At 68.8% G+C, this 25328-nt stretch carries 32 protein-coding genes; 9 read left to right on the top strand and 23 right to left on the bottom strand.

All coding sequences use genetic code 11. The features are described 5' to 3' along the window. Positions 1-16: 16 nt before the first annotated feature. A complete protein-coding gene (locus B4V06_RS01575; RefSeq protein ID WP_123113238.1) occupies positions 17-214 on the bottom strand; it encodes a hypothetical protein in 198 nt (65 codons plus the stop codon). 100 nt (positions 215-314) lie between these two features. On the opposite strand from B4V06_RS01575, the gene B4V06_RS01570 reads away from it, so the two are divergent. Next, entirely contained in the window at positions 315-2033 is a 1719-nt protein-coding gene (locus tag B4V06_RS01570) for a cryptochrome/photolyase family protein (RefSeq protein ID WP_123113239.1), read from the top strand. A gap of 44 nt (positions 2034-2077) precedes the next feature. Here B4V06_RS01570 and B4V06_RS01565 read toward each other — a convergent pair whose 3' ends face one another. Both B4V06_RS01565 and B4V06_RS01560 read right to left on the bottom strand, forming a co-directional pair. Next, entirely contained in the window at positions 2078-2323 is a 246-nt protein-coding gene (locus tag B4V06_RS01565; RefSeq protein WP_123113240.1) for a DUF8151 family protein, read from the bottom strand. 94 nt (positions 2324-2417) lie between these two features. Further along, positions 2418-2597 carry a DUF7470 family protein gene (locus B4V06_RS01560; protein ID WP_123113241.1) on the bottom strand — a complete coding sequence of 60 codons (180 nt, stop codon included), beginning with the start codon at positions 2595-2597 and terminating at the stop codon, positions 2418-2420. A 92-nt stretch (positions 2598-2689) separates the two neighbouring features. Here B4V06_RS01560 and eif1A point away from each other — a divergent pair, with 92 nt between their 5' ends. Both eif1A and B4V06_RS01550 read left to right on the top strand, forming a co-directional pair. Continuing rightward, positions 2690-2980 carry a translation initiation factor eIF-1A gene (gene eif1A / locus B4V06_RS01555; RefSeq protein WP_123113242.1) on the top strand — a complete coding sequence of 97 codons (291 nt, stop codon included), beginning with the start codon at positions 2690-2692 and terminating at the stop codon, positions 2978-2980. A gap of 128 nt (positions 2981-3108) precedes the next feature. After that, positions 3109-4014, top strand: coding sequence for an ATP-grasp domain-containing protein (locus tag B4V06_RS01550; RefSeq protein ID WP_498166969.1), 906 nt, complete (start codon positions 3109-3111; stop codon positions 4012-4014). Positions 4015-4030: 16 nt separating this feature from the next. Here the strand turns inward: B4V06_RS01550 and B4V06_RS01545 are convergent, their stop codons facing one another. Beyond that, the gene (locus B4V06_RS01545; protein ID WP_094521978.1) at positions 4031-4408 is read right to left on the bottom strand and encodes an Hsp20/alpha crystallin family protein; all 378 of its coding nucleotides are present in this window, start codon (positions 4406-4408) and stop codon (positions 4031-4033) included. A gap of 207 nt (positions 4409-4615) precedes the next feature. On the opposite strand from B4V06_RS01545, the gene gap reads away from it, so the two are divergent. Both gap and B4V06_RS01535 read left to right on the top strand, forming a co-directional pair. Further along, a complete protein-coding gene (gene gap / locus B4V06_RS01540; RefSeq protein WP_123113244.1) occupies positions 4616-5668 on the top strand; it encodes a type I glyceraldehyde-3-phosphate dehydrogenase in 1053 nt (350 codons plus the stop codon). 138 nt (positions 5669-5806) lie between these two features. Further along, positions 5807-7030, top strand: coding sequence for a phosphoglycerate kinase (locus tag B4V06_RS01535; protein ID WP_498166966.1), 1224 nt, complete (start codon positions 5807-5809; stop codon positions 7028-7030). A 35-nt stretch (positions 7031-7065) separates the two neighbouring features. Here the strand turns inward: B4V06_RS01535 and lrp are convergent, their stop codons facing one another. Next, positions 7066-7527 (bottom strand): HTH-type transcriptional regulator Lrp, encoded by a 462-nt coding sequence (lrp, locus tag B4V06_RS01530; protein ID WP_123113246.1) that lies wholly within the window; start codon positions 7525-7527, stop codon positions 7066-7068. Positions 7528-7652: 125 nt separating this feature from the next. Between lrp and glnA the strand changes: the two genes are divergently transcribed. After that, a complete protein-coding gene (glnA, locus tag B4V06_RS01525) occupies positions 7653-9023 on the top strand; it encodes a type I glutamate--ammonia ligase (RefSeq protein ID WP_123113247.1) in 1371 nt (456 codons plus the stop codon). A 492-nt stretch (positions 9024-9515) separates the two neighbouring features. Here the strand turns inward: glnA and B4V06_RS01520 are convergent, their stop codons facing one another. The 3 genes from B4V06_RS01520 to B4V06_RS01510 all read right to left on the bottom strand — a co-directional run bounded on the left by B4V06_RS01520 (position 9516) and on the right by B4V06_RS01510 (position 13021). After that, positions 9516-10505: a phosphatase PAP2 family protein gene (locus B4V06_RS01520; protein ID WP_123113248.1), complete on the bottom strand. Its 990-nt coding sequence runs from the start codon at positions 10503-10505 to the stop codon at positions 9516-9518. 14 nt (positions 10506-10519) lie between these two features. After that, positions 10520-11824 (bottom strand): YihY/virulence factor BrkB family protein, encoded by a 1305-nt coding sequence (locus tag B4V06_RS01515; RefSeq protein WP_123113249.1) that lies wholly within the window; start codon positions 11822-11824, stop codon positions 10520-10522. Between the two features lie 72 nt (positions 11825-11896). After that, a complete protein-coding gene (locus B4V06_RS01510; protein WP_123113250.1) occupies positions 11897-13021 on the bottom strand; it encodes a tRNA (guanine(26)-N(2))-dimethyltransferase in 1125 nt (374 codons plus the stop codon). 181 nt (positions 13022-13202) lie between these two features. Here B4V06_RS01510 and B4V06_RS01505 point away from each other — a divergent pair, with 181 nt between their 5' ends. Continuing rightward, positions 13203-14039, top strand: coding sequence for a hypothetical protein (locus B4V06_RS01505; protein WP_498166961.1), 837 nt, complete (start codon positions 13203-13205; stop codon positions 14037-14039). A 107-nt stretch (positions 14040-14146) separates the two neighbouring features. Continuing rightward, positions 14147-15529: an APC family permease gene (locus B4V06_RS01500; RefSeq protein WP_123113252.1), complete on the top strand. Its 1383-nt coding sequence runs from the start codon at positions 14147-14149 to the stop codon at positions 15527-15529. A 45-nt stretch (positions 15530-15574) separates the two neighbouring features. On the opposite strand, the gene B4V06_RS01495 is transcribed toward B4V06_RS01500, so the two are convergent. Both B4V06_RS01495 and B4V06_RS01490 read right to left on the bottom strand, forming a co-directional pair. Further along, a complete protein-coding gene (locus tag B4V06_RS01495; RefSeq protein WP_123113253.1) occupies positions 15575-16282 on the bottom strand; it encodes a universal stress protein in 708 nt (235 codons plus the stop codon). A gap of 40 nt (positions 16283-16322) precedes the next feature. Beyond that, positions 16323-17090 carry an Lrp/AsnC family transcriptional regulator gene (locus tag B4V06_RS01490; protein ID WP_123113254.1) on the bottom strand — a complete coding sequence of 256 codons (768 nt, stop codon included), beginning with the start codon at positions 17088-17090 and terminating at the stop codon, positions 16323-16325. 186 nt (positions 17091-17276) lie between these two features. On the opposite strand from B4V06_RS01490, the gene B4V06_RS01485 reads away from it, so the two are divergent. Continuing rightward, positions 17277-17792: a macro domain-containing protein gene (locus B4V06_RS01485; protein WP_498166956.1), complete on the top strand. Its 516-nt coding sequence runs from the start codon at positions 17277-17279 to the stop codon at positions 17790-17792. Between the two features lie 44 nt (positions 17793-17836). Here B4V06_RS01485 and secY read toward each other — a convergent pair whose 3' ends face one another. Genes secY through rplX form a run of 13 tightly spaced genes read right to left on the bottom strand, consistent with a single transcriptional unit; the run spans position 17837 to position 25328 of the window. Further along, entirely contained in the window at positions 17837-19306 is a 1470-nt protein-coding gene (gene secY, locus B4V06_RS01480; protein WP_123113256.1) for a preprotein translocase subunit SecY, read from the bottom strand. Between the two features lie 2 nt (positions 19307-19308). Then, positions 19309-19803 carry an uL15m family ribosomal protein gene (locus tag B4V06_RS01475; protein WP_092566238.1) on the bottom strand — a complete coding sequence of 165 codons (495 nt, stop codon included), beginning with the start codon at positions 19801-19803 and terminating at the stop codon, positions 19309-19311. Then, the gene (locus tag B4V06_RS01470) at positions 19800-20264 is read right to left on the bottom strand and encodes a 50S ribosomal protein L30 (protein ID WP_498166952.1); all 465 of its coding nucleotides are present in this window, start codon (positions 20262-20264) and stop codon (positions 19800-19802) included. The genes B4V06_RS01475 and B4V06_RS01470 overlap by 4 nt, the downstream gene beginning before the upstream one ends. Further along, positions 20264-20911, bottom strand: coding sequence for a 30S ribosomal protein S5 (locus tag B4V06_RS01465; protein WP_123113258.1), 648 nt, complete (start codon positions 20909-20911; stop codon positions 20264-20266). Before B4V06_RS01465 ends, B4V06_RS01470 begins: the two co-directional genes overlap by 1 nt. Next, positions 20904-21461, bottom strand: coding sequence for a 50S ribosomal protein L18 (locus B4V06_RS01460; protein WP_123113259.1), 558 nt, complete (start codon positions 21459-21461; stop codon positions 20904-20906). The genes B4V06_RS01465 and B4V06_RS01460 overlap by 8 nt, the downstream gene beginning before the upstream one ends. Beyond that, positions 21461-21922 (bottom strand): 50S ribosomal protein L19e, encoded by a 462-nt coding sequence (locus tag B4V06_RS01455; protein WP_123113260.1) that lies wholly within the window; start codon positions 21920-21922, stop codon positions 21461-21463. Before B4V06_RS01455 ends, B4V06_RS01460 begins: the two co-directional genes overlap by 1 nt. Next, positions 21915-22628 carry a 50S ribosomal protein L32e gene (locus tag B4V06_RS01450; RefSeq protein WP_123113261.1) on the bottom strand — a complete coding sequence of 238 codons (714 nt, stop codon included), beginning with the start codon at positions 22626-22628 and terminating at the stop codon, positions 21915-21917. Before B4V06_RS01450 ends, B4V06_RS01455 begins: the two co-directional genes overlap by 8 nt. A gap of 3 nt (positions 22629-22631) precedes the next feature. Continuing rightward, positions 22632-23165, bottom strand: a complete 534-nt coding sequence (locus tag B4V06_RS01445; protein WP_123113262.1) for a 50S ribosomal protein L6 — start codon at positions 23163-23165, stop codon at positions 22632-22634. Positions 23166-23167: 2 nt separating this feature from the next. Next, positions 23168-23560 carry a 30S ribosomal protein S8 gene (locus tag B4V06_RS01440; protein WP_004047215.1) on the bottom strand — a complete coding sequence of 131 codons (393 nt, stop codon included), beginning with the start codon at positions 23558-23560 and terminating at the stop codon, positions 23168-23170. A 2-nt stretch (positions 23561-23562) separates the two neighbouring features. After that, a complete protein-coding gene (locus B4V06_RS01435) occupies positions 23563-23736 on the bottom strand; it encodes a 30S ribosomal protein S14 (protein ID WP_123113263.1) in 174 nt (57 codons plus the stop codon). After that, positions 23733-24257, bottom strand: coding sequence for a 50S ribosomal protein L5 (locus B4V06_RS01430; RefSeq protein WP_123113264.1), 525 nt, complete (start codon positions 24255-24257; stop codon positions 23733-23735). Before B4V06_RS01430 ends, B4V06_RS01435 begins: the two co-directional genes overlap by 4 nt. Beyond that, entirely contained in the window at positions 24250-24975 is a 726-nt protein-coding gene (locus B4V06_RS01425; protein ID WP_123113265.1) for a 30S ribosomal protein S4e, read from the bottom strand. Before B4V06_RS01425 ends, B4V06_RS01430 begins: the two co-directional genes overlap by 8 nt. Next, the gene (gene rplX, locus B4V06_RS01420; RefSeq protein WP_123113266.1) at positions 24972-25328 is read right to left on the bottom strand and encodes a 50S ribosomal protein L24; all 357 of its coding nucleotides are present in this window, start codon (positions 25326-25328) and stop codon (positions 24972-24974) included. The genes B4V06_RS01425 and rplX overlap by 4 nt, the downstream gene beginning before the upstream one ends.

Here is a 25328-nt window from a genome sequence, read left to right as displayed (position 1 = left end):
CCGCCGCGGGAGCGATCTACGCGTTGCGGAACGACGCCGTGTACACGAGGAACGCGCCCGTCAGGAGCACGAACGCCAGGAACGTCACGAGCGCGAGCACGTTCGCGACCGGGGCGAGCGGAGCGAGGAACGACTGCCCGGTCGAGTCGAGCACGAGCACGGCGAGGAGGGCAGCGATCAGACCGAGGAGCCAGTTCGTGAGTATTTCGTCCACGGTCTCCCCTCGTCGAGGCCGAATAAAAAGGGGGGTGTTGTGGCTCGGCCCCGACCGTCCGGCCCCCAGACCTACGTCGACCGCGCTCGTGTCGTGGTCCATGAGCGACGACGCCGTCCTCTGGCTGCTCGGCGATCAGCTCAACCCCGAGCTCGACGTCCTCGACGACGCCGACGAGGTGCTGCTGATCGAGGCGCACGGCTTCGCCGACCGGAAGCCGTACCACGCCCACAAGCTGACGCTCGTCTTCTCCGCGATGCGCCACTTCCGGGACGAGCTCCGCGAGCGCGGCCGCGACGTGACGTACCTGACGGCCGAGTCGTTCGGCGAGGGCCTCGAGGAGTTCCTGACCGACCGCTCCGACCCCGACCTCCGACTGATGCGCCCCGCGAGCCACGGCGCCGCCGAGCGCCTCCGCGAGCTCGTCGCCGAGCGAGGCGGGTCGCTGGAGCTGTTGGATAACGAGCTGTTCTGGACGACGCCGAGCGACTGGCGGGAGTGGGCGGGGAGTCCGGACGATGGGAGCGAGGGCGAGAGCGGGACGGAGTCGGTCCTCGACGAGGACGGCACCGCCGCCCGGAGCTACCGACAGGAGAGCTGGTACCGCCACGTCCGCCGCGAGACGGGCGTGCTGATGGACGGCGACGAGCCGGTCGGCGGCGAGTGGAACTACGACGACCTGAACCAAGAGACCCCGCCGGACGACTGGGAGCCGCCGGAGCGGCCGGGGTTCGAGCCCGACGAACTCACCCGAGAGACGCACGCGTGGGTCCGCGACCGGTTCGACACGTGGGGGGAGGACGCGCTGGACGGGTTCGCGTGGCCGGTCACCAGAGAGGAGGCCCGGGCCGCGCTCGACGCGTTCGTTCGGGAGCGGCTGCCGTCGTTCGGGCGGTACGAGGACGCGATGGTGACGGGGGAGCCGTTCCTCTCGCACTCCCTGCTCTCGGTCCCGATCAACCTCGGACTCCTCCACCCGCGCGAACCGGTCCGGGCGGTGGAGGCAGCCTACGAGCGGCGCGGGGTCGAGCCCGGCGGGTACGACCCCGACGACGACCCCGCGGCGGGCGGCGGTTCGGGGACGACGCTCGACGCGTTCGCGGAGGGCGGAACCGAGGGAGAGGACGGAGTCGGCGCGGGCGACAGCGGCGGCGACGACCGTCTCTCGGTTCCGCTGAACGCGGCCGAGGGGTTCATCAGGCAGGTGATCGGCTGGCGGGAGTTCACGCGACACGTCTACCGCGAGGCGATGCCGGCGCTGGCGGACGCGAATCAGCTGGATCAGTCGCGGGAGCTCCCGCCGGCGTACTGGGACGGGGACACGGAGATGCGGTGCCTCTCCGAGGCGGTCGACCACGTCCGCGAGTACGGGTACGCCCACCACATCGAGCGGCTGATGGTGCTGTCGAACTTCGCGCTGCTCTACGGCGCCGACCCCGCCGACGTGAACGAGTGGTTCCACCTCGGCTTCGTGGATGCGTACCACTGGGTGACGACGCCGAACGTCGTCGCGATGGGGTCGTTCGGGACCGACGTGCTCTCCTCGAAGCCGTACGCCGCCTCGGGGAGCTACGTGAACCGGATGAGCGACTACTGCGCGTCGTGCCCCTACGCCGTCTCCCGGACGACGGGCGAGGGCGCGTGCCCGTTCAACGCGCTCTACTGGGACTTCCTGAAGGACAAGGAGAAGACGCTCCGCGGCACCGGCCGGATGGGACTGATGTACTCGCACGTCGACGACAAAGACGACGCGGAGTGGGCCGCGATCCGCGAGCGGGCGGAGACGGTTCGGGACCTCGCGAAGCGCGGAGATTTATAAGCGATCGGCCGCGGGTCGCCGTCCCGGCGTTCGCCGTCGCGGTCCTACTCGCCGGCGGCGAGCCGCCGGAGGCGGGGGAGCGCCTGCTCGTACCCGAGCGCGACGATCCCGACGTACAGCGCGAGCAGCCCCATCCCGACCGCCCACGCGCCGAGCACGAGGTCGCCCGTGGAGGCCGCGGAGAGTCCGAACCGTTCAAGCAGGACGCCGATCACCGAGGCCGCGCCGGCCCCGACGACCACCGCGAGGAGCTCCGCCAGTTCGACCGCGACCGCGGGTGCGTCGACCATGATCGGTCCGGGGCGGCCGCCGGTTATCACTCTTTCGGGAGCGGCGCGAGAGGGGTCGGTCGGGAGAAGCGAGCGACGATCGGCCGGGAGACGGCTACTTGAGGCCGAAGGTGCGCATCGCCGAGTCGGCGACGCCCTTCGCGATCAGTCCGAGTCCCGCCAGCAGGAGGGCGACCCCGCCGCCGACGACGGGGTCGTACGCGGTCAACAGGCCGACCGCGAGGAGGACGAGGGCGACGCCGACGAGGCCGGTGGGTCCGAGCGTGTCGCGCATACCCGCCGATCGCGCCCGTCGGTGTTTAAAAAGGACGCTTCCGCGCGGAGAGCGGCCCTTTTATTTCCGGGAGCGCGTATCACCGCGTACGCATGAGCGACGGAGACGGCGACGGCCGAAACGACCTCCGGATGCCCGACGACGACGAGGTGTTCGCGGAGGTCGTCGAGATGCTCGGCGCGAACCGGGTCCGCGTCCGCTGTGCGGACGGGAAAGAGCGGACCGCGCGCATCCCCGGGCGGATGCAGAAGCGCGTCTGGATCCGCGAGGACGACATCGTCCTCGTTGAGCCGTGGGACTGGCAAGACGAGAAGGGCGACATCGCGTGGCGCTACGAGAAGAGCGAGGCGGAACAGCTCCGCGAGGAAGGCCACCTGGGGTAGCGCGAGCGCGGGTCGCGCCCGGATCGAATACCGTCGGCGTCACGGAAGCGGCGTCGGCGCCCGCGAGGTCGACGAGCGACCGTCGACCGCCGCACCGTTTTTAAGTCCGAACGGCCCCGAGCGAGCGTATGCTCCGGCTGGCGATGACGACCGACGCGGAGACGTTCGACCGGGTGCGCGAGCCGCTCGCGAGTCGCGGAATCGCCGTCGAGCACGTGCAGGCGAAGGAGCGGTCGCTCCGCGTCTCGGGCGGGGAGCGCAGCGAGGGCGGGAAGGAAAGCGACGGCGACGCCGAGTTCGACGGCTTCGACGTCGGGCTCGTCTACCCCTCGCGGCTCATGGAGGGCGCCGTCGTCGACGCGCGGCTGTCGGTCCCGTGGGTGAACGGCCGCGACGCCGTCCTCGCCTCCCGGAATAAGGCGGGCGCGCTCGCCGCGCTCGACGACGCCGGACTCCCGACGCCGCGGACGACGCTGGTGTCGAACCCCGTCGACGAGGCGGTCGTCACCGACGCCGTGTCGTCGTTCTCGTACCCCGTCGTCGTCAAGCCGAACTCCGCGACACGGGGCGTCGGCGTCGCGACCGCCGCCGACCTCGACTCCCTCCTCGGCGTCGTCGACTACCTGAACCTCGTCCACGACTACCGCGCGACCGGCGACAAGTCGTACCTGATCCAGGAGTTCCTCCCCGACGCGCGCGACTACCGCGCGATGGTCGTCGACGGCGCGTACGCCGGCGCGGTGCGCCGGGAGCTCCCCGACGACGCCCGCGAGGCGGGCCGGTGGAAGCACAACGTCCACCGCGGCGCCGAGGCGACCGGCGTCGACCTCCCGGAGCGCGCTCGGGAGCTGGCCGAGCGGGCGGCCGACGTCCTCGGTATCGACTACCTCGGCGTCGACCTGCTCGCGACGGGCGACCGGCTCGTCGTCAACGAGACCAACGCGCGCCCGACAGTGGACGCGGCGACGAAGTATGAGCCCGACTTCTACGACCGGCTCGCGGAGCTCATCGAGCGGACGGCGGGGAGGAACTGATCGGAAAACGGAGCGCCTACTCGAGGTCGATCGACGCGGAGTCGTCGTCGCGGTCGAACGTGACCTCGAGGACGCCGTTGTTGAACGTCGCGTTCGCGGAGTGCTCGTCGACCGGGACGGGGAGGTCGACGGTCTCGTCGTACTCCCGCCGGTCGGAGGCCGCGGAGATGGTGAGCGCCTCGCCGTCGCACTGCAGGGAGAGCTCTTCCTTCGAGACGGCCGGGAGGTCGGCGACGAGCCGCACGCCGTCGTCGGTGGCGTACGCGTCCACGTGCGTCGCCGACCCGAAGCCGGCGTCCTCGGTGCCCGGTTCGCCGCCCGCCATCTCGTTCATCATCCGTTCGATCTCCTCGAAGAAATCGCCGAACGGATCGTCACGGTCGTCTCTATCCATACCTCACGTGAAGGCGGTGACGCCGATAAGCCTTCTGTCGGTCGCCGTATTGGCCGGCACGACGCGCCACTGTGCGGGGTCGATCCGCCGCCGTCGGTCGGGGAGCGCCGCCGACAGCCGACACCGTTCGTAACGAAATCGAACGATAGTGACTATCTCAGACCGACTCGGCCGGATTTAAGTATCTGCGGCTCGGCTTTTTCAAATATGAGTAAATCGTACCTCGATGCGGCGGACGACGTGAGCGACGACGAGGTCGTGCGGGTCGGTCTCAACGGGTTCGGTCGGATCGGACGGAACGTGTTCCGCGCGGTGCTGGAGGCGCCGCGGATCGAGCTCGTCGGCATCAACGACGTGATGGAGTTCAACGACATGGCGTACCTCGCGAAGTACGACACCGTCATGGGGCGGCTCGACGGCGTCGAGCGCGACGGCGACGCGCTGACGATCGGCGGCACCTCGGTCCCGCTGTACAACGTGCAGGACCCCGCGGACCTCCCGTGGGACGAGCTCGACGTCGACGTCGCCCTGGAGTGCACGGGCGTCTTCCGGACGCGCGAGGACGCGAGCGCGCACCTCGACGGCGGCGCGGACACCGTGATCATCTCGGCGCCGCCGAAGGGCGAGAAGCCGGTCAAGCAGCTCGTCTACGGCGTCAACCACGACGAGTACGACGGCGACGACGTGATCTCGAACGCCTCCTGTACGACGAACTCCATCACGCCGGTCGCGAAGGTGCTCGACGCGGAGTTCGGCATCGACGCCGGCACCCTCACCACCGTCCACGCCTACACCGGCTCGCAGGCGCTCATCGACGGCCCGAAGGCGAAGACGCGCCGCGGGCGCGCGGCCGCCGAGAACATCGTGCCGACCTCGACGGGCGCGGCCGGCGCGGCACAGAAGGTCCTCCCGCAGCTGGACGGGAAGATCGACGGGATGGCGATGCGCGTCCCGGTCGCGAGCGGCTCCATCACCGAGTTCGTCGTCAGCCTCGACGAGACCGTCACCGCGGAGGAGGTCAACGCCGCCTTCCGCGACGCAGCCGACTCCGGTCCGCTCGCGGGCGTGCTCGGCTACACCGACGACGAGGTCGTCTCCAGCGACATCGTCGGCCTCCCGTTCTCCAGCTACGTCGACCTGGGGTCGACGAACGTCATCGCCGGCGGGAAGCTCCTGAAGATCCTCACCTGGTACGACAACGAGTACGGCTTCTCGAACCGGATGCTCGACATGGCCGCGTACGTCCACGACGAGGCGTAAGCGGCGAGCGCGGTCGGTCCCATCCCGGAACGCCGCCGGGGTCGGTCTCCACCGGAACGCCGCCGCGGCCGAGGCTCCCGGCGGCGACGTTCTCCCGAAGAACCGCTTTTTAAATACTCAATCGACGACCACTCATCCATGGCCACCTTCGACACCATCGACGACCTCCCGGCAGACGAACGCGTCCTCGTTCGGCTCGACCTCAACTCGCCGATCGAGGACGGAGCACCGCAGGACAACCGCCGCTTCGAGCGCCACGCGGAGACGGTCCGCGAGCTCGCCGAGGCGGGCCACCGGGTCGTCCTGCTGGCCCACCAGGGCCGCCCCGGCCGCGACGACTTCACGTCGCTGTCGGGCCACGCCGACATCCTCGCCGAACACGTCGGCCACGACGTCGCCTTCGTCGAGGACACGTACGGCGACGAGGCGCTTTCGGCCATCGACGCGCTCGATGCGGACGAAATCCTCCTGTTGGAGAACACTCGGATGTGTGACGACGAACTCCCCGAGGCGTCGCCCGAGGAGAAGGCCGACACGGAGTTCGTCCGGACCTTGGCGCCGAAGTTCGACGCGTACGTCAACGACGCCTACTCGGCCGCCCACCGGAAGCACGCCTCGCTGGTCGGCTTCCCGCTCGTCCTCCCGTCGTACGCCGGCCGCGTGATGGAGACGGAGTTCGAGGCCAACACCGCCATCGCGACCCGCGAGTTCGACGGCCCGGTGACGATGGTCGTCGGCGGGACCAAAGCGACCGACGTGATCGGCGTGATGGACGCCTTAGACGACCGGGTCGACCGGTTCCTCCTCGGCGGCGTCGCCGGCGAGCTCTTCTTGCGCGCCGCGGGCCACCCCGTCGGGCACGACATCGGGGACATGGACCTGTTCGACGAGCAGTGGGAGGAGAACCGCGAGCTGATCGAGTCCGTGCTCGACGAGCGCGGCGACGCGATCCACCTCGCCGCGGACCTCGCGTACGAGGGGGCCGACGGCGAGCGCGCGGAGGTCGCCGTCGACGAGATCGACGAGAAGACCGCGGGGTACCTCGACGTGGGATCGGAGACGGTCGCGGCCTACGAGCCGCTCGTCCGCGAGTCCGACGCGGTGTTCGTGAAGGGGGCGCTCGGCGTCTTCGAGGACGAGCGGTTCGCCGACGGCACCGTCGGCGTGCTCGAGGCCATCGCGGAGACCGACTGCTTCTCGGTCGTCGGGGGCGGCGACACCTCCCGGGCGATCGAGATGTACGGCCTGAGCGAGGACGACTTCTCGCACGTCTCCATCGCGGGCGGGGCGTACATCCGCGCGCTGACGGGCGAGCCGCTGCCGGCCGTGGAGGTCCTGGAAGCGGCGGCCGGGCGGGAGTAGCGCGGTCGGGCCGGATCGCCGCTCGTGCGGTCGGGCTACTCGTCGTTGAGGTCGAGGTCGAACTGCTCGTTCTCCGTCACCGCGTTCAAGACGACGCTCGTGTTCGACTCGCGGATGTCGGCGTCGGTGAGAATCGACTTGATCTGGTCGTTCATCCCGTCCGTGTCGGTGAACTTGCCGATCGCGATCACGTCGTAGTCGCCCGTGACCTCGTAGACGCTCACCATCTGCTTCTCCTGCCGGAGCTTCTCCGTGACGTCGGGGAGCGCGCTTCCCTCCACCTTCAGCTGGAGCACCGCCGTCACGTCGTAGCCGAGCTTGTCGTAGTCGACGATGGGCGTATACCCCCGGATCACGCCCTCGTCTTCGAGATCGCGGAGGTGATTCGAGACGGTGGTCACGGACACGTCGAGCTCGTCACCGAGGCTCCGGAGGCTCGCGCGGCCGTTGCTGAGAAGGGAGTTAACGAGTTTGGCGTCGAGGTTTTCGTACGTCATCACACCTATCCACGGCCTCAGGGGTTTAGAATTTTACGAACGTCCACCATAATTGGGAGGGTGGCGGTTCATGCGCCAAGCGATAAGGCCTTTATACTGGCAGATAAGGAATTACTGTCCAAAACATGACGGACGAACAAGCGAAACCGGACGGCGGCCTCACGGCCGAAGAACAGGCGGTACTCGACGAGATCGAAGAAGAGAACGTCGACTTCCTGCGGCTCCAGTTCACCGACATCCTCGGCGTCGTGAAGAACGTCTCCGTGCCGGCCCACCAGGCCGAGAAGGCGTTCACCGAGGGCATCTACTTCGACGGCTCCTCCATCGAGGGGTTCGTGCGCATCCAGGAGTCGGACATGCGGCTCGTCCCCGACCCCGACACGTTCGCGGTGCTCCCGTGGCGGAGCGACGGGAACGGCGACAGCGGCGCCGCGCGGCTCATCTGTGACATCGTCGACACCGACGGCGAGCCGTTCGCCGGCGGCCCGCGTCAGGTCCTCAAGAGCGTCCTCGCGGAGGCCGAGGAGATGGGCTACTCCGTCTCCATCGGCCCCGAGCCGGAGTTCTTCCTGTTCGAGAAGGACGACGACGGGAACGCGACGACGATCCCCCACGACAACGGCGGCTACTTCGACCTCGCGCCGAAGGACCTCGCGTCCGACGTCCGCAAGGAGATCATCTTCACGCTAGAGGAGATGGGCTTCGAGATCGAGGCCTCGCACCACGAGGTCGCCGAGGGGCAACACGAGATCAACTTCAAGTACGACGACGCGCTCACGACCGCGGACAACATCGCGACGTTCCGCGCCGTCGTCCGCGCGGTGGCCGAGCAGCACGACCTCCACGCGACGTTCATGCCCAAGCCGATCGCCAACATCAACGGCTCGGGGATGCACAGCCACATCTCGCTGTTCGACGAGGACGGCAACGCCTTCGCCGACAACGACGACGAGTTCAACCTGAGCGAGACGGCCTACCAGTTCATGGGCGGCATCCTGAACCACGCGAAGGCGTTCACGGCCGTCACCAACCCGACCGTGAACTCCTACAAGCGCCTGGTGCCCGGCTACGAGGCGCCCATCTACGTCGCGTGGTCCGACACGAACCGCTCGGCGCTCGTCCGCGTCCCGGACGCCGCGGGCGTCTCCGCGCGCTTCGAGGTCCGCAGCCCCGACCCGTCCTGTAACCCCTACCTCGGGATGGCGTCGCTCATCGCCGCCGGTCTCGACGGGATCAAGACCGGCGCCGACCCCGGCGACCCGGTCCGCGAGGACATCTACGAGTTCGACGAGGAGAAGCGCGAGGAGTACGGCATCGAGACGCTGCCGCCGAACCTCGGCGCCGCCGTCGAGGAGCTGGAGACCGACGAGGTGCTTCAGGAGGCGCTCGGCCCGCACACCTCCGAGAAGTTCGCCGAGGCGAAGTCCCAGGAGTTCAGCGAGTACCTCACCCAGGTCTCGCAGTGGGAGGAGGACCGCTACCTCGAGACGTTCTGAGGCGACGGCGCGGTCGCGGCTCTCTCGACCGTTCGGCTCTCTCGGCGCGTTCGATTTTTAGTGCGGTCGGTTTTCCGGTGCGGTCAGCGCCCTCAGTCTCTCCGGTTTCGCATCGTCACGCAGTTTTCGACTGCCGACGAGGCGCGTCGCGACCGGCGCGCGACGGCGATCGATAGCGGGAGTGGGTATTGCAGACCGCCGTCGGCAACGTGGTATTTAACAGAAGAATGCGAGAGCAACGATTTTTTATAAATGAATGGCGCGGTGCGGTCGGCGCGCCTCCGAGCGCCCAGAGGGCGCGAGGTTGGGGAGGTTGGAGGTGCGGGGCGGTTGCGGGTGGGGCTTTGGAGGTGTTCACCCAGAGTCGCTACTCACTTATAAACAGCCGACGGCAACACCACTCGATCATTTATAAACCACCTCACTCGCGACGTACTATGTCCACTCTCGCTATCGGTCAGAGGGATACACCGCGGTCCCTACCGAACTCGCTCAGCTCCGATCGCTCGATATCGCCTCGATCCGCTCCGGCAGCGCCGGCAGCGCGACCACGGCGACGACCGCCGCGGTGGTCGCGGCCAGCGTGACGACGAGCGAGTCGGCGAGCGCGTACGCGCCGACCCAGAGCGCGCCGGTGACGGCGAGCGCCGGGACGGCGATCCGGACCGGGACAGCGGGCTCGTCCCCGGAGACGAGCCGCCAGCCCGCCGCGCCGCCGACCCCGGTGGCGATCCCGATCCCCGCCTCGACGACCTCGCCGGTGTGCCCGGCGGCGAACGCGACGCCGGCCGCCGCGAGCGAGACGACCGCGGCCAGCAGGAACGCCGGCGTGGGGTCGAGCGCGGCGGTCGGCTCGCGGCGGTCCACCCGCGAGGCGTTCCGCCCGCGGAAGCGAGGGTCGCCCGCGAGCCACAGCGCGCCGACCACGACCACCCCGCCGAGGCAGAGCCCGGCGAGCACGTCGACGAGGTAGTGGACCTCGATCACCACCCGCGAGGCGGCGACCGCGACGGCGACGGCGCCGGCCGCGAGCAGCCGCCTCTCGCCGGTCGAGGCGCGGTCGTACAGCAGCGCCAGCGCGAGGTACGCCGCCGCGCCGCCGGTGGCGTGGCCGCTGGGGAAGCCGAAGCCGTCGGAGAGCACCTGCGCCTCGTACCACCCGGTGAGCAGAGCGGGGAGCCACGCGGGCACGTCGACGGGGCCCATCGCCCCCGGCGGTCGGGGGACGGCGAACCACGCCTTGCCGAGCGCGACGGCGGCGTACGCGCAGGTGACGGCGGCGATGGCGGTCGCGCCGGCGCGGCGCGGCGCGGCCGCGATCCGGTCGCTCCCGAACCAGTAGGCGACCGCCAGCAGCCCGAAGAGGAACCACGGGTCGGCGAGGTGGGTGACGGCCGCGAAGACGACGACGACGACCTCGGGGAGCGCGTCGACGAGGGCGGTCTCGCCGAGACCGCGCTCCGCGGCGACGAGTCCGGTCACGATTCGGTCACTCGTCAGTCGTCGCCCCGGTCGCGGGCGTAGTCGAGCGCCTTCCCGGGCGTCTCCAGCAGGTTGAGGCCGATGCCGACGATGATGAAGAGGGTGTAGAGCCCGAGCGTCGACAGCCCGAGGATGAGCATCGCGGCGATGGCGTAGAGCCCGTCGAGGAAGGAGAACGCGCCTAAGATGAGCACCGTGCCGTACAGCAGCACGAGGTACGGTCCCCAGCCGCGGGCGTGGCCGCGCCGCATCCGGGACCGGACGTAGCGCTTCAGCTCTGACTCCACCGCGGGCTTGTCGACGGTGCGCCGCTCGACGTCGTCCTCGAACTCGTCGAACTCCGCCCGCAGCCGCGCGATCTCCTCCTGTAGCGCCGCGACGTCCGGCGCCCCCTCCGGCCGCTCCTCGTCGCCGGCGTCGCCCGCGCCGTCCGACTCGCCGTTCATACCCGTGGGTCGGTCGCGGTCGTGTTGTAACTGCCGGTCCGCGGCGTGGTCGACCGCGGTCGACCCGGTCTCGAGGCCGGCGCCGCTCGCGGGGGACGCCCCGTCGCGACCCGCCAGCACGACGTTGACGACCCCGCCGACCACGACGACGACGGCGGCGAGGTAGAGCCACGTGACGAGCAGCAGCACCCCGCCGATGACGCCGTACACCTGATACTGCCCGGCGCTCGCCGCGTACAGCTGGAAGCCGGCCTGCAGCAGCGTCCAGCCGACCGCGGCGACGGCCGCGCCCGGGAGGGCCTCCCGGAGCCCGATGCGGGGCTGGGGGAGCAGGTAGTACATCGGGAGGAAGGCGACGGCGAGGAAGGCCGGCAGCGCGAGGATGCTAACCGCTTCCACGGCGGGGACCGCGTCGGCGGCCGCGACGAACGCGCCGACGACGACCATCACACCGACGCCCACGCCCACGCCGAGCACGACAGAGCCGGCGTCGGTGAGCTGTTTCACGAAGTCCGGCGGCTCCTTGACGCCGTACAGCTCGGCGAACGCGGTGTCGAGCCCGCGGAACACCTTCAGCGTCGACCACAGCAGCACGGCCACGCCGAGCACGCTGGCGCCGGTCCGACCGCCCGCCGAGCCGATCGCGCCGGCGACGGCCTCCTCGCCGGCGGGCGTGAGGAAGCCGCCGGCCGCCGCCACCAGCTCGCCGGCGATGGTCTCGCCGAAGACGGCGGTCGCGACGACGACGAGCAGCAGGAGCGCGGGGATCAGCGAGACGAACGCGTAGTAGGCGATCGCGGCGGCGAGGAACGTCACCTGCCGGTCGATCGCGACGTCGACGACGCGACGCGCCGTACCGAAGGCGATGGTCATTTGTCGGGGCACGCTCCGCCGTTCGAGCGATGGCGACAAAAACGGGACGGTGCTGTCGGGGCTCGGGCGCGGTCAGTCCGTTTCGCCCAAAACCGCCGCCCGCATCTCCGGGATCGACGCGGCGGTCTTGACCGCGGTGCCGCGGTAGTGGGCGCGGCTGGCCTCGTGGCCGGCCCCCCGCAGTCGGTCGACGAACTCGTCCATGCCGATGGCGGGCTCGCCCCACTCCTTGTACAGACGGTGCTGGTCGTAGTGCGTGGGGGTGTCGAGCTCGCGGGCGACGGTCCCGAGCAGCTTCCGGGCGCGCTTCGCCTCGCCCATGTCGTCGGTGACGTGCCGCCGCACCGCGCGGGCGAAGTCGGCCTCGGCGACGGCCCCCAGCCACAGCGGGCCGGCCGTGAGCACGCGCTCGCTCCCGCAGACCGGGCACGCCTCGACCGGGTCGGCGATCAGCCCGCGGGTCGCCTCGCGCCAGAGGCAGTCCTCGCAGTTGTCGACGTGTCCCAGCTCGTCGACGCAGGCGTCGGCCGCCTGCGCGCCGGACTCCAGTTCCAGGTAGGTCCGGGCGTAGTGGCGCGAGACGTGCGAGACGATCGGGCGGGCCGCCTTGTCGTAGCGCGCTGCGGTGCGCACCAGCGCGGAGATCAGCGTCCGGAGCCCCATCTCCGGGTGGTAGTCGGTGTTGCGCGGGACCGCGCCGTACTTCCGGATCCCGCTGTTGAGGTGCGCGCCGCAGAGCGGGGCGGTGTCGGTCGCCGTGACGCAGACGAGGTTACGCGCGTTCGCGAGCGCGGCGTCCGCGAACGGGATCGGCGTCCCGTACGGGTCCAGGTCGACGACGTCGAAGACGTTCTCGTACAGCAGCGCGTTGACGTCGCGGTGGACCGTCTCGCCGTCGAGGTCGTTGGCGGCGAGGTTCTCGGCCGCGAGCTCGACCGCGTCCGGGTCGACGTCGGCGCAGGTGACGTCGTACCCCTCCGCGGCGGCGCGGACCCCGCGGATCCCCGACGCCGCCATCGCGTCGAGGTACGACGCCGCGCGCGGCTCCCGCTCGCGGTACGCGCGCAGCACCGCGACGGTAATGTCGCGGTTCAGCTCCTGGGTCGGGTTGAAGAAGACCCCGCCGCCGGTGCCCTCGCTGGCCCCGTCGCGGGCCTCGGGGACGGAGACGGTGAGACCGCCCTCCTCGATATCCATGCCTCGGCTTCGGCCATCCGGCACAAAAGGACCGCGCTCCGCCGGTGATCCCCGACGAGCCCGGGCCCCATCGGTGTCGCCGCGAATCGGGGCTTTTAGCCCCTCACCGCCGATAGGTACACACACTAATGCACGCTACGCTCAATCGAGACCGCAACGCGACCGCGGAGGAGGGCCGGCGATGGTGAGTCCGGCCCGCGTCGACGCGCTCACCGACCTCGCGTACGGCGCGCTGATCGTCCTGTCGATCGTGCTCATCGCGACGCTGAACGCGAACAACGTCGGCGTGGCGTTCGGGATCGGGGTGTTCGCCTCCTACGTGGTCCACGTCGTCTGGAAGATGGCCCGATTCGACCCCGACTGGATGACGCGGGAGGTCGCCGACCAGGTCGGCAAGGAAGTCGAGAAGAGCGTCGGCGACACCGTCAACAAGGAAGTCCAGAAAACCGTCGGCGACACCGTCAACAAGGAAGTCCAGAAAACCGTCGGCGACACTGTCAGCAAAGAGGTCGAAAAGAGCGTCGGCGAAACCGTGAGCAAGGAAGTCGAGAAGACGGTCGGCGAGACGGTCAACAAGGAGGTCAGCGAGGTCGCCGACGACGTCAGTGACACCGTCAGCGAAGAGGTGACGGGCAAAGTCGAGGAGACGGTCGGCGAAACCGTCGAGAAGACCGTCGAAGAGGCGGTCGGCGAGAAGGTCGAAGAGACCGTCGGCGAGAAGGTCGAAGAGACCGTCGGCGAGAAGGTCGAAGAGACCGTCGGCGAGAAGGTCGAAGAGACCGTCGGCGAGAAGGTCGAGGAAACCGTCGAAAAGACCGTCGAGGAGACGGTCGAGAAAACCGTCGGCGAGAAGGTCGAAGAGACCGTCGGTGAGAAAGTCGAGGAAACCGTCGAAAAGACCGTCGAAGAGACGGTCGGTGAGAAGGTGGAAGAGAAGGTCGAAGAGACGCACGAAGACGGCAGCGAGGAGAAAGACGAAGACGGCGACGACATCGACTACCGACGCGGCGAATCGTAGTCACCGACCGAAGCGGCTTTTCTCTTCTGAATACGCAATTCGACGGCGGTTATGTTGGGCATCCCGAAGGTGATAAACCGGAACGGCCGTTACGGGGAGACAGACGAATGGGCCAGCACGATTTGGACCGAAATCTCGGGTTGTACCCGACGATGATGATCAGCATGGGTGCGATGATCGGGAGCGGGATCTTCGTGCTGCCGGCGTTGGGGTATAAGAAGGCCGGCCCGGGGGTGATCCTGGCGTACGTGCTGGCCGCGCTCGTCGTGTTGCCGGCCGCGCTGTCGAAGGCCGAGATGGCGACGGCGATGCCGGAGTCCGGCGGGACGTACCTCTACATCGACCGGGCGCTGGGTCCGCTGCTCGGGACGGTCGCCGGGATCGGGGCGTGGTTCTCGCTGGTGTTCAAGAGCTCGTTCGCGCTCGTCGGTCTCGGCGCGTATCTGCTGCTGTTCGCGCCGCTCTCTCAGGGCGCGGTGGTGTACGTCGCGCTGGCACTGGCGGTCCTCGTCGTCGCGCTGAACGTCTCGGGGACGAAAATGAGCGGCCAGATACAGGCTGTCATCGTCACGCTGGTCATCGCGGGGCTGCTCGCGTACGTCGTCAACGCGGGGTTCGTCGCCGACACCGCTCGATACTCGCCCTTCACGACGCACGGAAGCGGCGGCGTCGTCACGGCCGCCGCGTTCGTCTTCGTCTCGTACGCGGGCGTGACGAAGGTCGCGAGCGTCGCCGAAGAGGTGAAAGACCCCGGAACGAACCTCCCGCGCGCCATGCTCGGCTCCATGGGTATCATGACGGTCCTCTACATCGGCGTGGTCGGCGCGATCATCGGTCTCAGCGACCCGGAGACGCTGACGACGGGCGGCCCGGGCGGGACGGCGTCGCTCACGCCGATGGCCGACGGAGCGGGCGCCCTCCTCGGTGGCGCCGGGGTGCTGTTCATCTCCGTGATCGCCGTCGTCGCGCTCACAAGCATGGCCAACGCCGGCGTGCTCTCCTCCTCGCGGTTCCCGCTCGCGATGAGCCGCGACGACCTCCTGCCGCCCGCGCTCCGGACCATCGACCGGCGGTTCAAGACCCCGCGGAACTCCGTGCTGATCACCGGCGTCGTGCTGCTGCTGCTCATCGCCTTCGTCCCGGTGATCGAGCTGGCGAAACTGGCGAGCGCGTTCCAGATCCTCGTCTTCTCGTTCGAGAACATGGCGTTGGTCGCCTTCCGCGTGGCCGACGTCCCCTCCTACGATCCGGAGTTCACGGCGCCCGGCTACCCGTTCGTCCAGCTGTTCGGCTTCGTCGCGGGGATCGGCCTACTCACGCAGATGGGGACGGTGCCCATTCTCGGGGCGGTCGGGATCATCGTCGGGAGCGCCCTCGTGTACCTCGCGTACGGGCGGTCGCGGACCGATCGGACCGGCGCGGTCGGAACGATCCTCCGGGCCCGTCGCGGGGAAGACGACGATGGGATCACCGCGACCGAGCCGAAGTGATCGGATCCGGCGAGCGGAGCGGTCGGGTCGACAGCCGAGACCGAGTCAGTAGTCTCGGTTGACGAGGATCACCGGGTCGCCGGTCTCGTCCGCGATCCGGTCCGCCAGCGATCCGAACAGGCGGTCGCCGAGACGGGACTCCGGCTCGTACATCACGACCGCGTCGTACCCGGCCGCGACCCGGAGGATCTCCTCGTCGTGTTCGTCGCCCTCGACGACCAGCGTGTCGACGGACGCGGAATCGAACCCGTCCGCGACGAGGCGCTCGCGGGTCTCCGCGACGATGGACTCGCCCCGTTCCCGTGACTCCTCGCCCTCGACGACGTGGAACAGGGTGATCCGCTTGGTGGAGTCCTCGCTCAGCACCCGGATGAACCTCGGGAGCCGGTCGAACTCGGCGACGTCGGGGAGCGGCACGAGAATTCGACCGATCCCCTCTGTCGGGGCGGGATCGAGCTCTGCGGCACACCCTTCCTCTGTCGCGACCTGCCGGATCGCGGCCGCTCGATCCTTCCCGAACACCAGTCGCGTCCGGACGGCCGCGCCGGCGTCGGCGAACGCCTCGGCGACCTCGTCGAGCGTCGCCTGTGCCGCCTCACCGAACTGGTCGCGGGCCGAGCTGGCCGGCGTCTGCTCGGGGAGGTCGTAGTGGCCGAGCACCACGACCGAGAGCGAGGCCAGGTCCTCGATCAACACCGACGACAGCGGCTCCGGATCCGGGAGTTCGATCGGAACGAGGATCGTGTCTGCCATGGCTCAGGGTAGACCGCCCGGAGTGAAAAAACGGAGAGACTCACGACGTCGCCGGCGGGGTCTCGTCCTCGTCGGCGAGGAACGCTTCGAGGACCTCCTCCTCTGACGACTCCTTTGGAAGCACGGTCACCACGTCGTTCGGCCGGACCGTCGCGTCGTCGACCGGATGGATGATCGACCCGTCGCGCTCGATCGACGTCACGATGGTGTCGCTCGACAGGAGCCCGTCGTCGCGGGCCTCCGACGGAGAGCGGCCGACGATCGGCGCGTCATCGGTGACGCACACCTCGATGACGGCGGTCCCGTCCGCGAGCGTGACGGTGTCGGTGACCACGGACTGTTTGGAGCCGTCGTCGAGGAACCGAGAGTACGGGGTGTGTAGCTCCGTCTGGAGCAGTTCCTCGTCCTCGATGCGGATGTCAAGCCCGGAGAGCGCGCGCGCGATCTCCCGGAGGTCGCTCGTCTCCTCGCCGACCGCGACCACCTGCAGGTCACGGCGGCCGGCCATCAGTACGCGGACGTTGATCACCCCCGGAATGGATCGGGCCGCCAGCGCCAGTCGCTCCCGCTCGTCCGCGGGAACGGTACACATGAACACCGAGGTGAGCCGTCCGCCGGCCTGCTCGAAGTCGACGATCGCCGTGTAGCCGCGGATGACGCCCGCCTCCTCGAGACGCTCGATCCGGTTCCGGACCGTCCCCGCGGAGACGTTCATGTCCTCCGCGATCATCGGCGCGGAGGTGTTCCTCGCGTCCGACATCAGCGCGTGAATGATCTGTCGATCGATCTCGTCGAGGTGGTGACTCACGGCGGATCGCCTCCCGTGGCGGTCGATTCCCGACCGCGCCGTCGAACGATCGTCATGTCGCGTCGTAACCCCCAGAACGTAATAGGGGTTACTCACGGGGCAGTCTCTCGGAGCGGGGTGGCCCGCCCGCCCTCAGACGGGTGCCCCCGTCAGCGTTTACCGGATCGGCGTCGAAACCGCCACGATATGGAGTTCGACGTGACCCGCGGCGACATCGCCGAACAGCGCGCGGACGCGCTCGCGAACGCCGCCGGAACCAGCCTGCGGATGGGGAGCGGCGTCGCCGGCGCGCTTCGTCGAAACGCGGGCGGCCCAATAAACGAGGCCGCCGTCTCGAAGGGGCCCGTCGAGCTCGGTGGGGTCGCCGTCACCGACGCGTACGAGCTGGACGCCGACCACGTGATCCACGCCGCGGCGATGCCGCACTACGGCGACGGGCTGGCGACCGAGGAGAGCGTCCGCGAGGCGACGCGGAACGCGCTGGCGACCGCCGAGGAGCTCGGCTGCGAGTCGCTCGTGATTCCGGTGCTCGGTACCGGCGCCGCCGGGCTCGGGTTCGAGGCGGGTGCCGAGACCGTCTGCGAAGCGATCGAGGCACACGATCCGACGACGCTGACCGACGTCCGGATTATCGCGTACTCGAGCGAGGAGTTCGAGACGCTCGACGCCGTCGCGGAGCGAGTCCGCTCGACGGAGCGGTAGCTGCGAAGGCGGTAATAAAAGACCGCGAGAAGCGGGAACGGTCGCTACTCGTTGCCGAACATCTGGCGCATCATCGGATGCATCTCCATCAGCTGCTCCTCGGCGATCTCCTCGTACAGCTTGTACGTGATAGAGACCGCGAGCAGCAGCCCGGTTCCGGAGACCTGTCCAATAGTGCCGAGCAGGTTCGCCATCACGGCGAGGAACCCGACGAGGGCGCCCCCGATGACGGTCACCTGTGGGATGTACCGCTCCATCACCTTCTCGACGACCTGCGGGTTCCGTCGGAAGCCGGGGATCTGCATCCCGGAGTTCTGGATCTGCTTCGCGGTCGCCTCCGGGCCCATCCCGGTGGTCTCGACCCAGAAGATGGCGAAGATCGCTCCGCCGACGATCATGAACGTGAGGTCGATCGCGAGCCGGACCGCGATCATCCACGGTTCGCCGGTCGCCGCGCCGCGGAACCACATCCACTGCTCCGGCTGCTGGATGGGGTTCAGGTAGTAGAACAGCCCGGACGTGGGCTGTCCCTGCTCGCCGTACACGCCGAGCCACGCCGGCATCCCCGCCCACTGCGAGGAGAGGAGCTGCCCGACGAACTGGATGTTCGCCTGCAGCGCCCGGACGAGGATCATCGGCAGGACGGACGCGTAGATGAGCTTCACCGGGAAGCGGCCGCGGGCGCCCTTCACGCGGGCGTGCGAGAGCGGGATCTCGACGCGGACCGACTCCGCGTAGACGACGATCCCGAAGATGAACACCGTCGTGAACAGCGCGAGGATGTTCCCCGGCGCGAACAGCAGCGACTCGAGTCCGGCCGACGTGAACGGCGACCCGAGCTGGGTGCCGCCCGTCGCGATCGCGTACCAGTTCGCGAAGAAGCCGCGCGCGCCGAGCGCGGAGAAGCTGAAGAAGCCGCCGACGATCTGCTGGCTCACCGCCGCGATGATGAACAGCCCGACGCCGGAGCCGACGCCCCACTTGCTCACGATCTCGTCCATGAACAGAAGGAGGACGCCGCCGACGAAGATCTGGACGAATATCAGCGACTTGACGCCGAACGTCCCGATACCGAGCGCCTGTCCGACGGCCGGATCCGCGGGCAGGAACTGGCCGGTGAACACCATCGGCGCGGCCGTCAGGGCCGTGACGATGACCACCAGCAGCTTCTGGAGGCCCTGGTAGAGCACCTGGTCGCGCGGGTCGTCGGTGTCGAGTCCCAGCAGGTTCGCACCGCCCAACAGCTGGAGGACGATGGACGCCGTGACGATCGGTCCGATACCGACCTGCAACAGCGAGCCGGACGAGCCGGCGAGCACCGACCGGAACTGCCCGAAGAAGTCAGACCCCTGACCGACGGCCAGCCCGAACGGGTTGATGTTGGTCAGGAAGAAGTAGACGATGAGGATGCCGGCCGTCCACGTGAGCTTCCGTCTGAACGGGACGTGACCCGCCGGTCGCTCCACGACGGGCATCCGCGAGAGCACCGGTTCGGCGGCCTCCTTCCAGCTCATGATTACGCCTCGTCAGTCTCGTCGTCTGAAGTGTTTTCTGATTCGGCAGCGGCCTCGGCGCGCTCGGAGAGCGTCGCCTCGCCGCCCGCCTCCTCGATCAGTTCGACCGCGCCGGCGGTGAACGCGTCGGCCGTGACGCGGAGCTCGCGGCGGACCTGTCCGCCGCCGAGCACCTTCACGACATCGGCGTCGTGGCCGTCGTCGACGACGTCGCGCGCGTCGACCACGTAGGCGTCGCCGTCCTCCTCGGCGAGGCCCTCCGCGGCGTACAGCGCCGCGTCCTCGTCGAGCTTCTGGACCTTGACCTCGAGGACCTCCGTCTGCGCGTCCTCGGGGCGCTTGAACCCGTACTTGCCGAGCGGGCCGTAGTTGTGGAACTCGTGTTTCGCGCGGCCGGCCGCGCCGCGGCCGCCGCGGTGACCGGCGCCGCGCCGGTTCTTGTGCGTTCCGCCGCCGTGCGTTCTGGATCCGCGCTGTCGACGTTTCTTGCTCGTCATCGCATCGCCTCCAGGAGACTGTCGATCTCCTCGGTCGTGTGTTTGCCGAGCTCGCCGCCCTCGATCACGGGGTGTTTGATGCCCTCGTGACCGCCGCGGGGGGCGTGGAGCCGCAGCGTCGGGGAGAGCCCCTGCTCGCGCAGGCTCGTCTCCTCGGCGACGAGCGCCTCCGCCAGCGCCTCCAGGTCGGCGTAGTCGGTGTTGTCGTCGATCCACTCGTCGTCGACGTCGGCGGAGCCCTCGAGGGGATCGCCGCGTCGCGCGATAGTGGCCGCGACCGCGTCGACGCTCGGTTCCCCGAACGCGACGACGTCGTTCACCTTGGTGATCATGCCGCGGTACGAGTCCGTCTCGGGGACGAACGTCGCGTGGTTGACGCGCCCGACGTTCAGCATGTCGAGCGTGTCCTCGACGCCGTACTCGAGGTTGACGTCACCGCGGAGCTGCACGATCGCCTGCATCACTCGCTCACCTCGTCGTAGTGCACTTCGCGCGCGTGCTGCGGGGTGCGGGACTGCGCCGCGTTCTCCAAGGCGTTGAACGTCGCCTTCGCGAGGTTGACGGTGGTGCGGGTGTTGCCGTCGGAGTTCGTCCAGGCGTCTTCGACGCCGGCGAGCTCCAAGATGTTCCGGACCGTCTCCGCGGCCGCGAGGCCCAGCCCCTGCGGGGCGGGCTTGATCTCGACGGTGACGGAGCCGGCCTTCCCCTTCGCCGTCCGGGTCAGGGAGTTCGTGCCGCCGGGCTGGTCCTCCCAGGACCCGGAGCCGCGGTCCACCTTGATGATGTTCAGCTTCGCGACGTCGATCGCCTTCTGGATGGCGCCGCCGACCTGGTCGTCCCGGGCCTGCGCGTAGCCGAGGTAGCCGTCGCGGTTGCCCACGGCGACCACGCAGCGGAACTTCACGCGGCGGCCGGAGTCGGTCATGCGCTGGACCATGTTGATGTCCAGCACCTCGTCTTCCAGCCCCGGGAGGAGCTGGTCGACGATCTCCGCCTCCTTCATCGGGAGACCGGAGTCGAGCGCCTGTTCCATCGACGAGATGTCGCCGTTCTGTACCTTGCGGCCGAGTCGCGTCCGCGGTTCCCAGCCGTCGTTGTGTCTACTCATGGTCCTCCTGGATTGTCGCGAGCACGTCGTCGAAGTGCTCGGGTACGTCGGCCGCGTCGAACTCGCCGCTGTACAGCGGCTCGTCGAGCTGCTCGTCGTACGCGGCGATGTGCTCGCCTCGCGTACGCGACCAGTCGGCCAGCACGCCGTCGTTGTGCGGGATTTCGAGACCGGCGTCGATCGCTCCTTCCTGTACTGCGAACGTCTTGTTGCCGGGCGTCGCCGTGTTGAGCCCGATGTCGAGGACGGCCTCGTCGAGGCCGGCGTCGACTGCGCGGGCGCCCGCGAGGTAGCCGGTGAGGTACGCGCTGGGGAGGTTGCCCGTGGGGGCGTCCCAGCCGTACTCGCCGAGCTCCTCGCTGGAGGCGGCCGCGTGGGTCTCGTCGCCGTCGGATCCGGGAGTCACCAGCTGCGCCCTGACGTGAGCGTTGCTCACCCGGGCGACCAGGCGAGGCTTGCCCGATTTCAGCAGGCGCAACCTCTGATGGTAATCCGTCCGGACCTCGCGGCGGCGCCGCATCGGCACCTTGTATCGTGGTCCTGTCGCCATTACTCTGTCACCTCGTAACCGTACTGCGTCTGGATGTACGCCTCCAGCCGCGCGACGTCCTCGAACTCGCCGCCGCTCGCCTTGTTGTAGAGCGTGCGGTATTCCGTGGCGTCGAGCACGTCCTCGTCGTCGCGGAGCTCCTTCAGGCGGGCCCGCATCGCGCGGATCCGCGCCTTCCAGTCGTCCTTCGTGTTCTGTCGCGCGCCGGACTTCCCCTTCCGGGTACCGGCGCCCGACTTGTGTCCGTACGAGCGCTTCGCGGCGCGCTCGCGGGCCTGACCGCGGGAGTTCGTCTTCGCGTCCTTCGCGCGGATCGTGCCCTGCTCGATGAGCTCGCGGACGTCCTCGCGGGTGATGGCGTCCTCGATCTCCTCCTGTGCCTCGGGGTCGAGCCAGACGCGGCCCTTGCCGACGTCTAACTCGTCCGCTGCGAGCCGCTTCTGTGCTTTCAGGTCACTCATCGTCGTCGACCTCCACTTCGACGTAGGTCGGGTTCAGCACGCGGATCTCGCGCTCCTCCGCCTCGTCTTCGATCAGTTCGCGCTTGCGACCGCCGACCTTCGAGGCGATCCGCACGGCCTGCGTGTCGCCGTCGACGCCCTCGAGGTCGTCCGTGTTATGCACGCGGACCTCCTCGAAGCCGCTCGGGTGCAGGTCGCGCGACGCCTTCGGCGAGCGGAAGCCCGCCTCGACGACGGGGCCCTTCGCCTTCATGCGGCGGCGCTGCTTGGAGAGCCCGCCGCGCGGCTTGCGCCACGACGTCGGGATCCGCTTTTTCTTGTGGTAGTCCTGCCGGTTGAACTGCGGTTTCCCCTCGCGGTGCTTCTGTGCGAGCGCGCGAGCGGTCTCGTCGTCCAGTTCCGGCGTCTTATCGGCGTGACCGCGGGGGCGAAGCTCCGTCTCGACGTCCTCGTCGGCGGCGGCCTCGTCGGCCTCCTCCTCCTCTTCCGTCTCGTCTTCGATCTCCGCGTCCGCCTCCTCGTCGACCTCCAGTCCGCCGACGTCGGCCTTGATACGCGCTGCGAGCGCGTTGCCGACGCCGTCGACCTCGGAGAGCTCCGACTGGGAGGCGGCCTTCACGTCCTCGACCGTCTCGTAGCCGGCCTCGCGAAGGGCGTCCGCCTTCGAGGGACCGACACCGCTGATGTCTTCCAGTTCTTCGGCCATTGGTTAGGCACCTCCGGTGGGCTTCTCGACGATGTACACGCCGTCCTGGAAGACGCGCGTGTCCTTGTCGGTCACCTTCGTCAGCTGTTCGATGTCGGCGGCGGTCTGCCCCACGGCCTCCTTGTCGGAGCCCGAGAGCGTGACCGTCTCGCCGTCGACCTGTACGTCCGTGTCCCCGCGGATCGGGGTGCGTCGCTGTGCTCGCTCGCCGAGGAAGTTCTCGATGACGACCTCGTCGCCCTCCACGGTCACCTGCATCGGGAAGTGGGCGTAGTACACTTCCATCGTGTACTCCCATCCGTCGGTGACGCCGTGGATCATGTTAGCGACGTGGCTCTCGAAGGTGCCGACCGTGGCGTTCGTCTTCGCGTCCTCGTTCTCGGAGGCGATCGCGACGACACCGTCCTCGACCGTGACCTCGACGTCGGGGTACCAGAGGCGTCGCGTGACGCTCCCGTTGGGACCCTCGACGGTGAGTTCGAGGTGGTCGGTCTCGGCGGAGACGTCGTCCGGAATCTCGATTTCGACTCTGTTCATTATTAGTAGACGTATGCGATCACTTGGCCGCCGATGCCCTCTTCGCGGGCCTCGTAGTGGCTCATGACGCCGTGGCTCGTCGTGACGATGAGCGTCCCGTAGTCACGGGCGGGGAGGTACCGCTTCTCCCACTTCTCGAACTCGTCCGCGCCCGCGGAGTAGCGGGGCTTGACGGCGCCACACTCGTTGATCGCGCCTTTCAGTTCGACCTCGAACTTCCCGGCCTTCCCGTCGTCGACGTACTCGAAGCCGTCGACGTACCCGCGGTCGTAGAGGACCTCGAGGACGGAGCCGATGATGTTGGAGGCGGGCTCAACCGTGTACGACAGGTGGCCAACGCTCTCGGCGTTGTCCATGCCGGCGAGCGCGTTGGTGAATGGATCGTTTCCTGTCATGATCAGCTGTACTTCTCGAATCCCATGTCTCGGGCGACCTCGCGGAAACACTGCCTGCAGAGGTTGATGTCGTACTTGCCGACAAGCCCCTGCTCGCGGTCGCACCGCCGGCAGGTGTGCCGGGTGCTGGTGCGCTTCGCCGCGTGCTCGCCCGTGTCGTTGTTCGCTTCGCTCATTCCGTTACCTCTACGTCGAAGTTCGTTTCGAGGAACGCGGCCGCGTCCTCGGCTGTCATCCGGTGTTTCTCCGGGATCGAGGCGGTCGCCTTGTCCCGCTTCGACACGCGGTAGCCGGGCCGGACGATCGTCGTCGTCACGTCGAGCCCGTAGATACCGATGTTCGGGTTGTACTCCTGGCTCGGGAAGTCGGTGTGGTCCTCGACCCCGAAGCTCAGGTTGCCCGTGTCGTCGAACTGGCTCTGAGAGACGTCGACGGTGTCGAGCGCGGTCGCGAGGAACTCGTGTGCGTCCTCGCCCCGCAGCGTCACCTTGACGCCGATCGGGTCGCCCTTGCGGATCCCGAACTCGGCGATGGTGCGCTTCGAGGTGGTCCGGACCGACTGCTGGTCCGTGATCTCCTCGATGATCTCCTCGGCGTCGGCGAGCGGCTCACCGCCCTCCCCGACGCCCATATGGACGACGACCTTCTCGAGGTACGGCTCGCGCATCTCGTGTGAGGCGCTTTCGGCTTCACTCATCCGAATCACCCGTCTCCTCGGCGTCGTCGCCGGTGAAGTTCTCGTCGATGACGACGAGGTACTCCTCGACCGTCTCGTAGCCGTCGCCGTCGTCGGCGACGTAGACGGTGTTCGAGCCCGAGCCGAGCGTCACGTCGATGTCGTCGACCTCGCCGATCCGACCGGCGTGCTGGCCGGCGACGGCGGTGACGAGCGCGCCCTCCTCGTACTCGAAGTGGGCGACGATCTCCTTGGACTCGTTGTCGATGACGATCGAGTCCTTGGTGTCGTACGGCGCGTCGGCGTCGACGCGCACGTTCGTCCCGTCGTGGAGCGTCAGCTGGACGGCGCCGCCGGGGACGACCGACTTGTTCGTGATCTTCCCGAGCCGGCTGCCCGCGGCCTCCTCGTCGACGGAGGTCAGCGCGAGCCGACCGCCCTCGTCGGGGAAGACGCGGAAGAACTCCCCGCGCTCGGAGAACGCCAGGATGTCGAACATCCCGATCGGACGCTGCTCGTCCGACACCGCGTCCCCGTTGACGAGGACCGAGTCGTTGTTCAGCGCGTAGCGCGCCTCCTTCGTCGAGTCGACGTAACCGAGCACGTCCCGCAGCAGGACGACGAGCGGAACGCCCGCCTCACCGTGCGGGCCGGCGCCGGCCTTGACGGTGAACGTGTTGGTCTTGCGCTCGACCGGCCAGGAGTTCGGTACTGCCAGTCGCTTCTGATGTCGCGTCATTCGTTATCCTCCTGGAGCCGCGCCTCCCGGCGTTCGTCCTCCAGGTCCAGTTCGATCACCCGGACGTTGCTCGCCGGGATGGGACGGGGAACCTCCTCCCCGTCCGCCTTCTCGACGGTGACGTCCTCGACAGTGATCCGTTCCGCGGACAGGTCGACGGCAACGACTTCCGCCTCCGTCCCGGCCGCGTCGCCCCGGAGCACCTCGACGGTGTCGCCGGCGTTGACGCGGACGTTGCGCTGTCCGTACTCCTCGCGGAGGTCGTCCGTGAGGGTGGCCCGAACCTGGTTCTGCCGCTCGTGGAGCGGCGCGGTCTCCGACCGTTTTCGCTGTTTGCGTGGCTGTTTCGTCAT

This window comes from Halorubrum sp. B53 (assembly GCF_059752395.1).
This window is presented reverse-complemented; position numbering and strand designations above follow the sequence as displayed.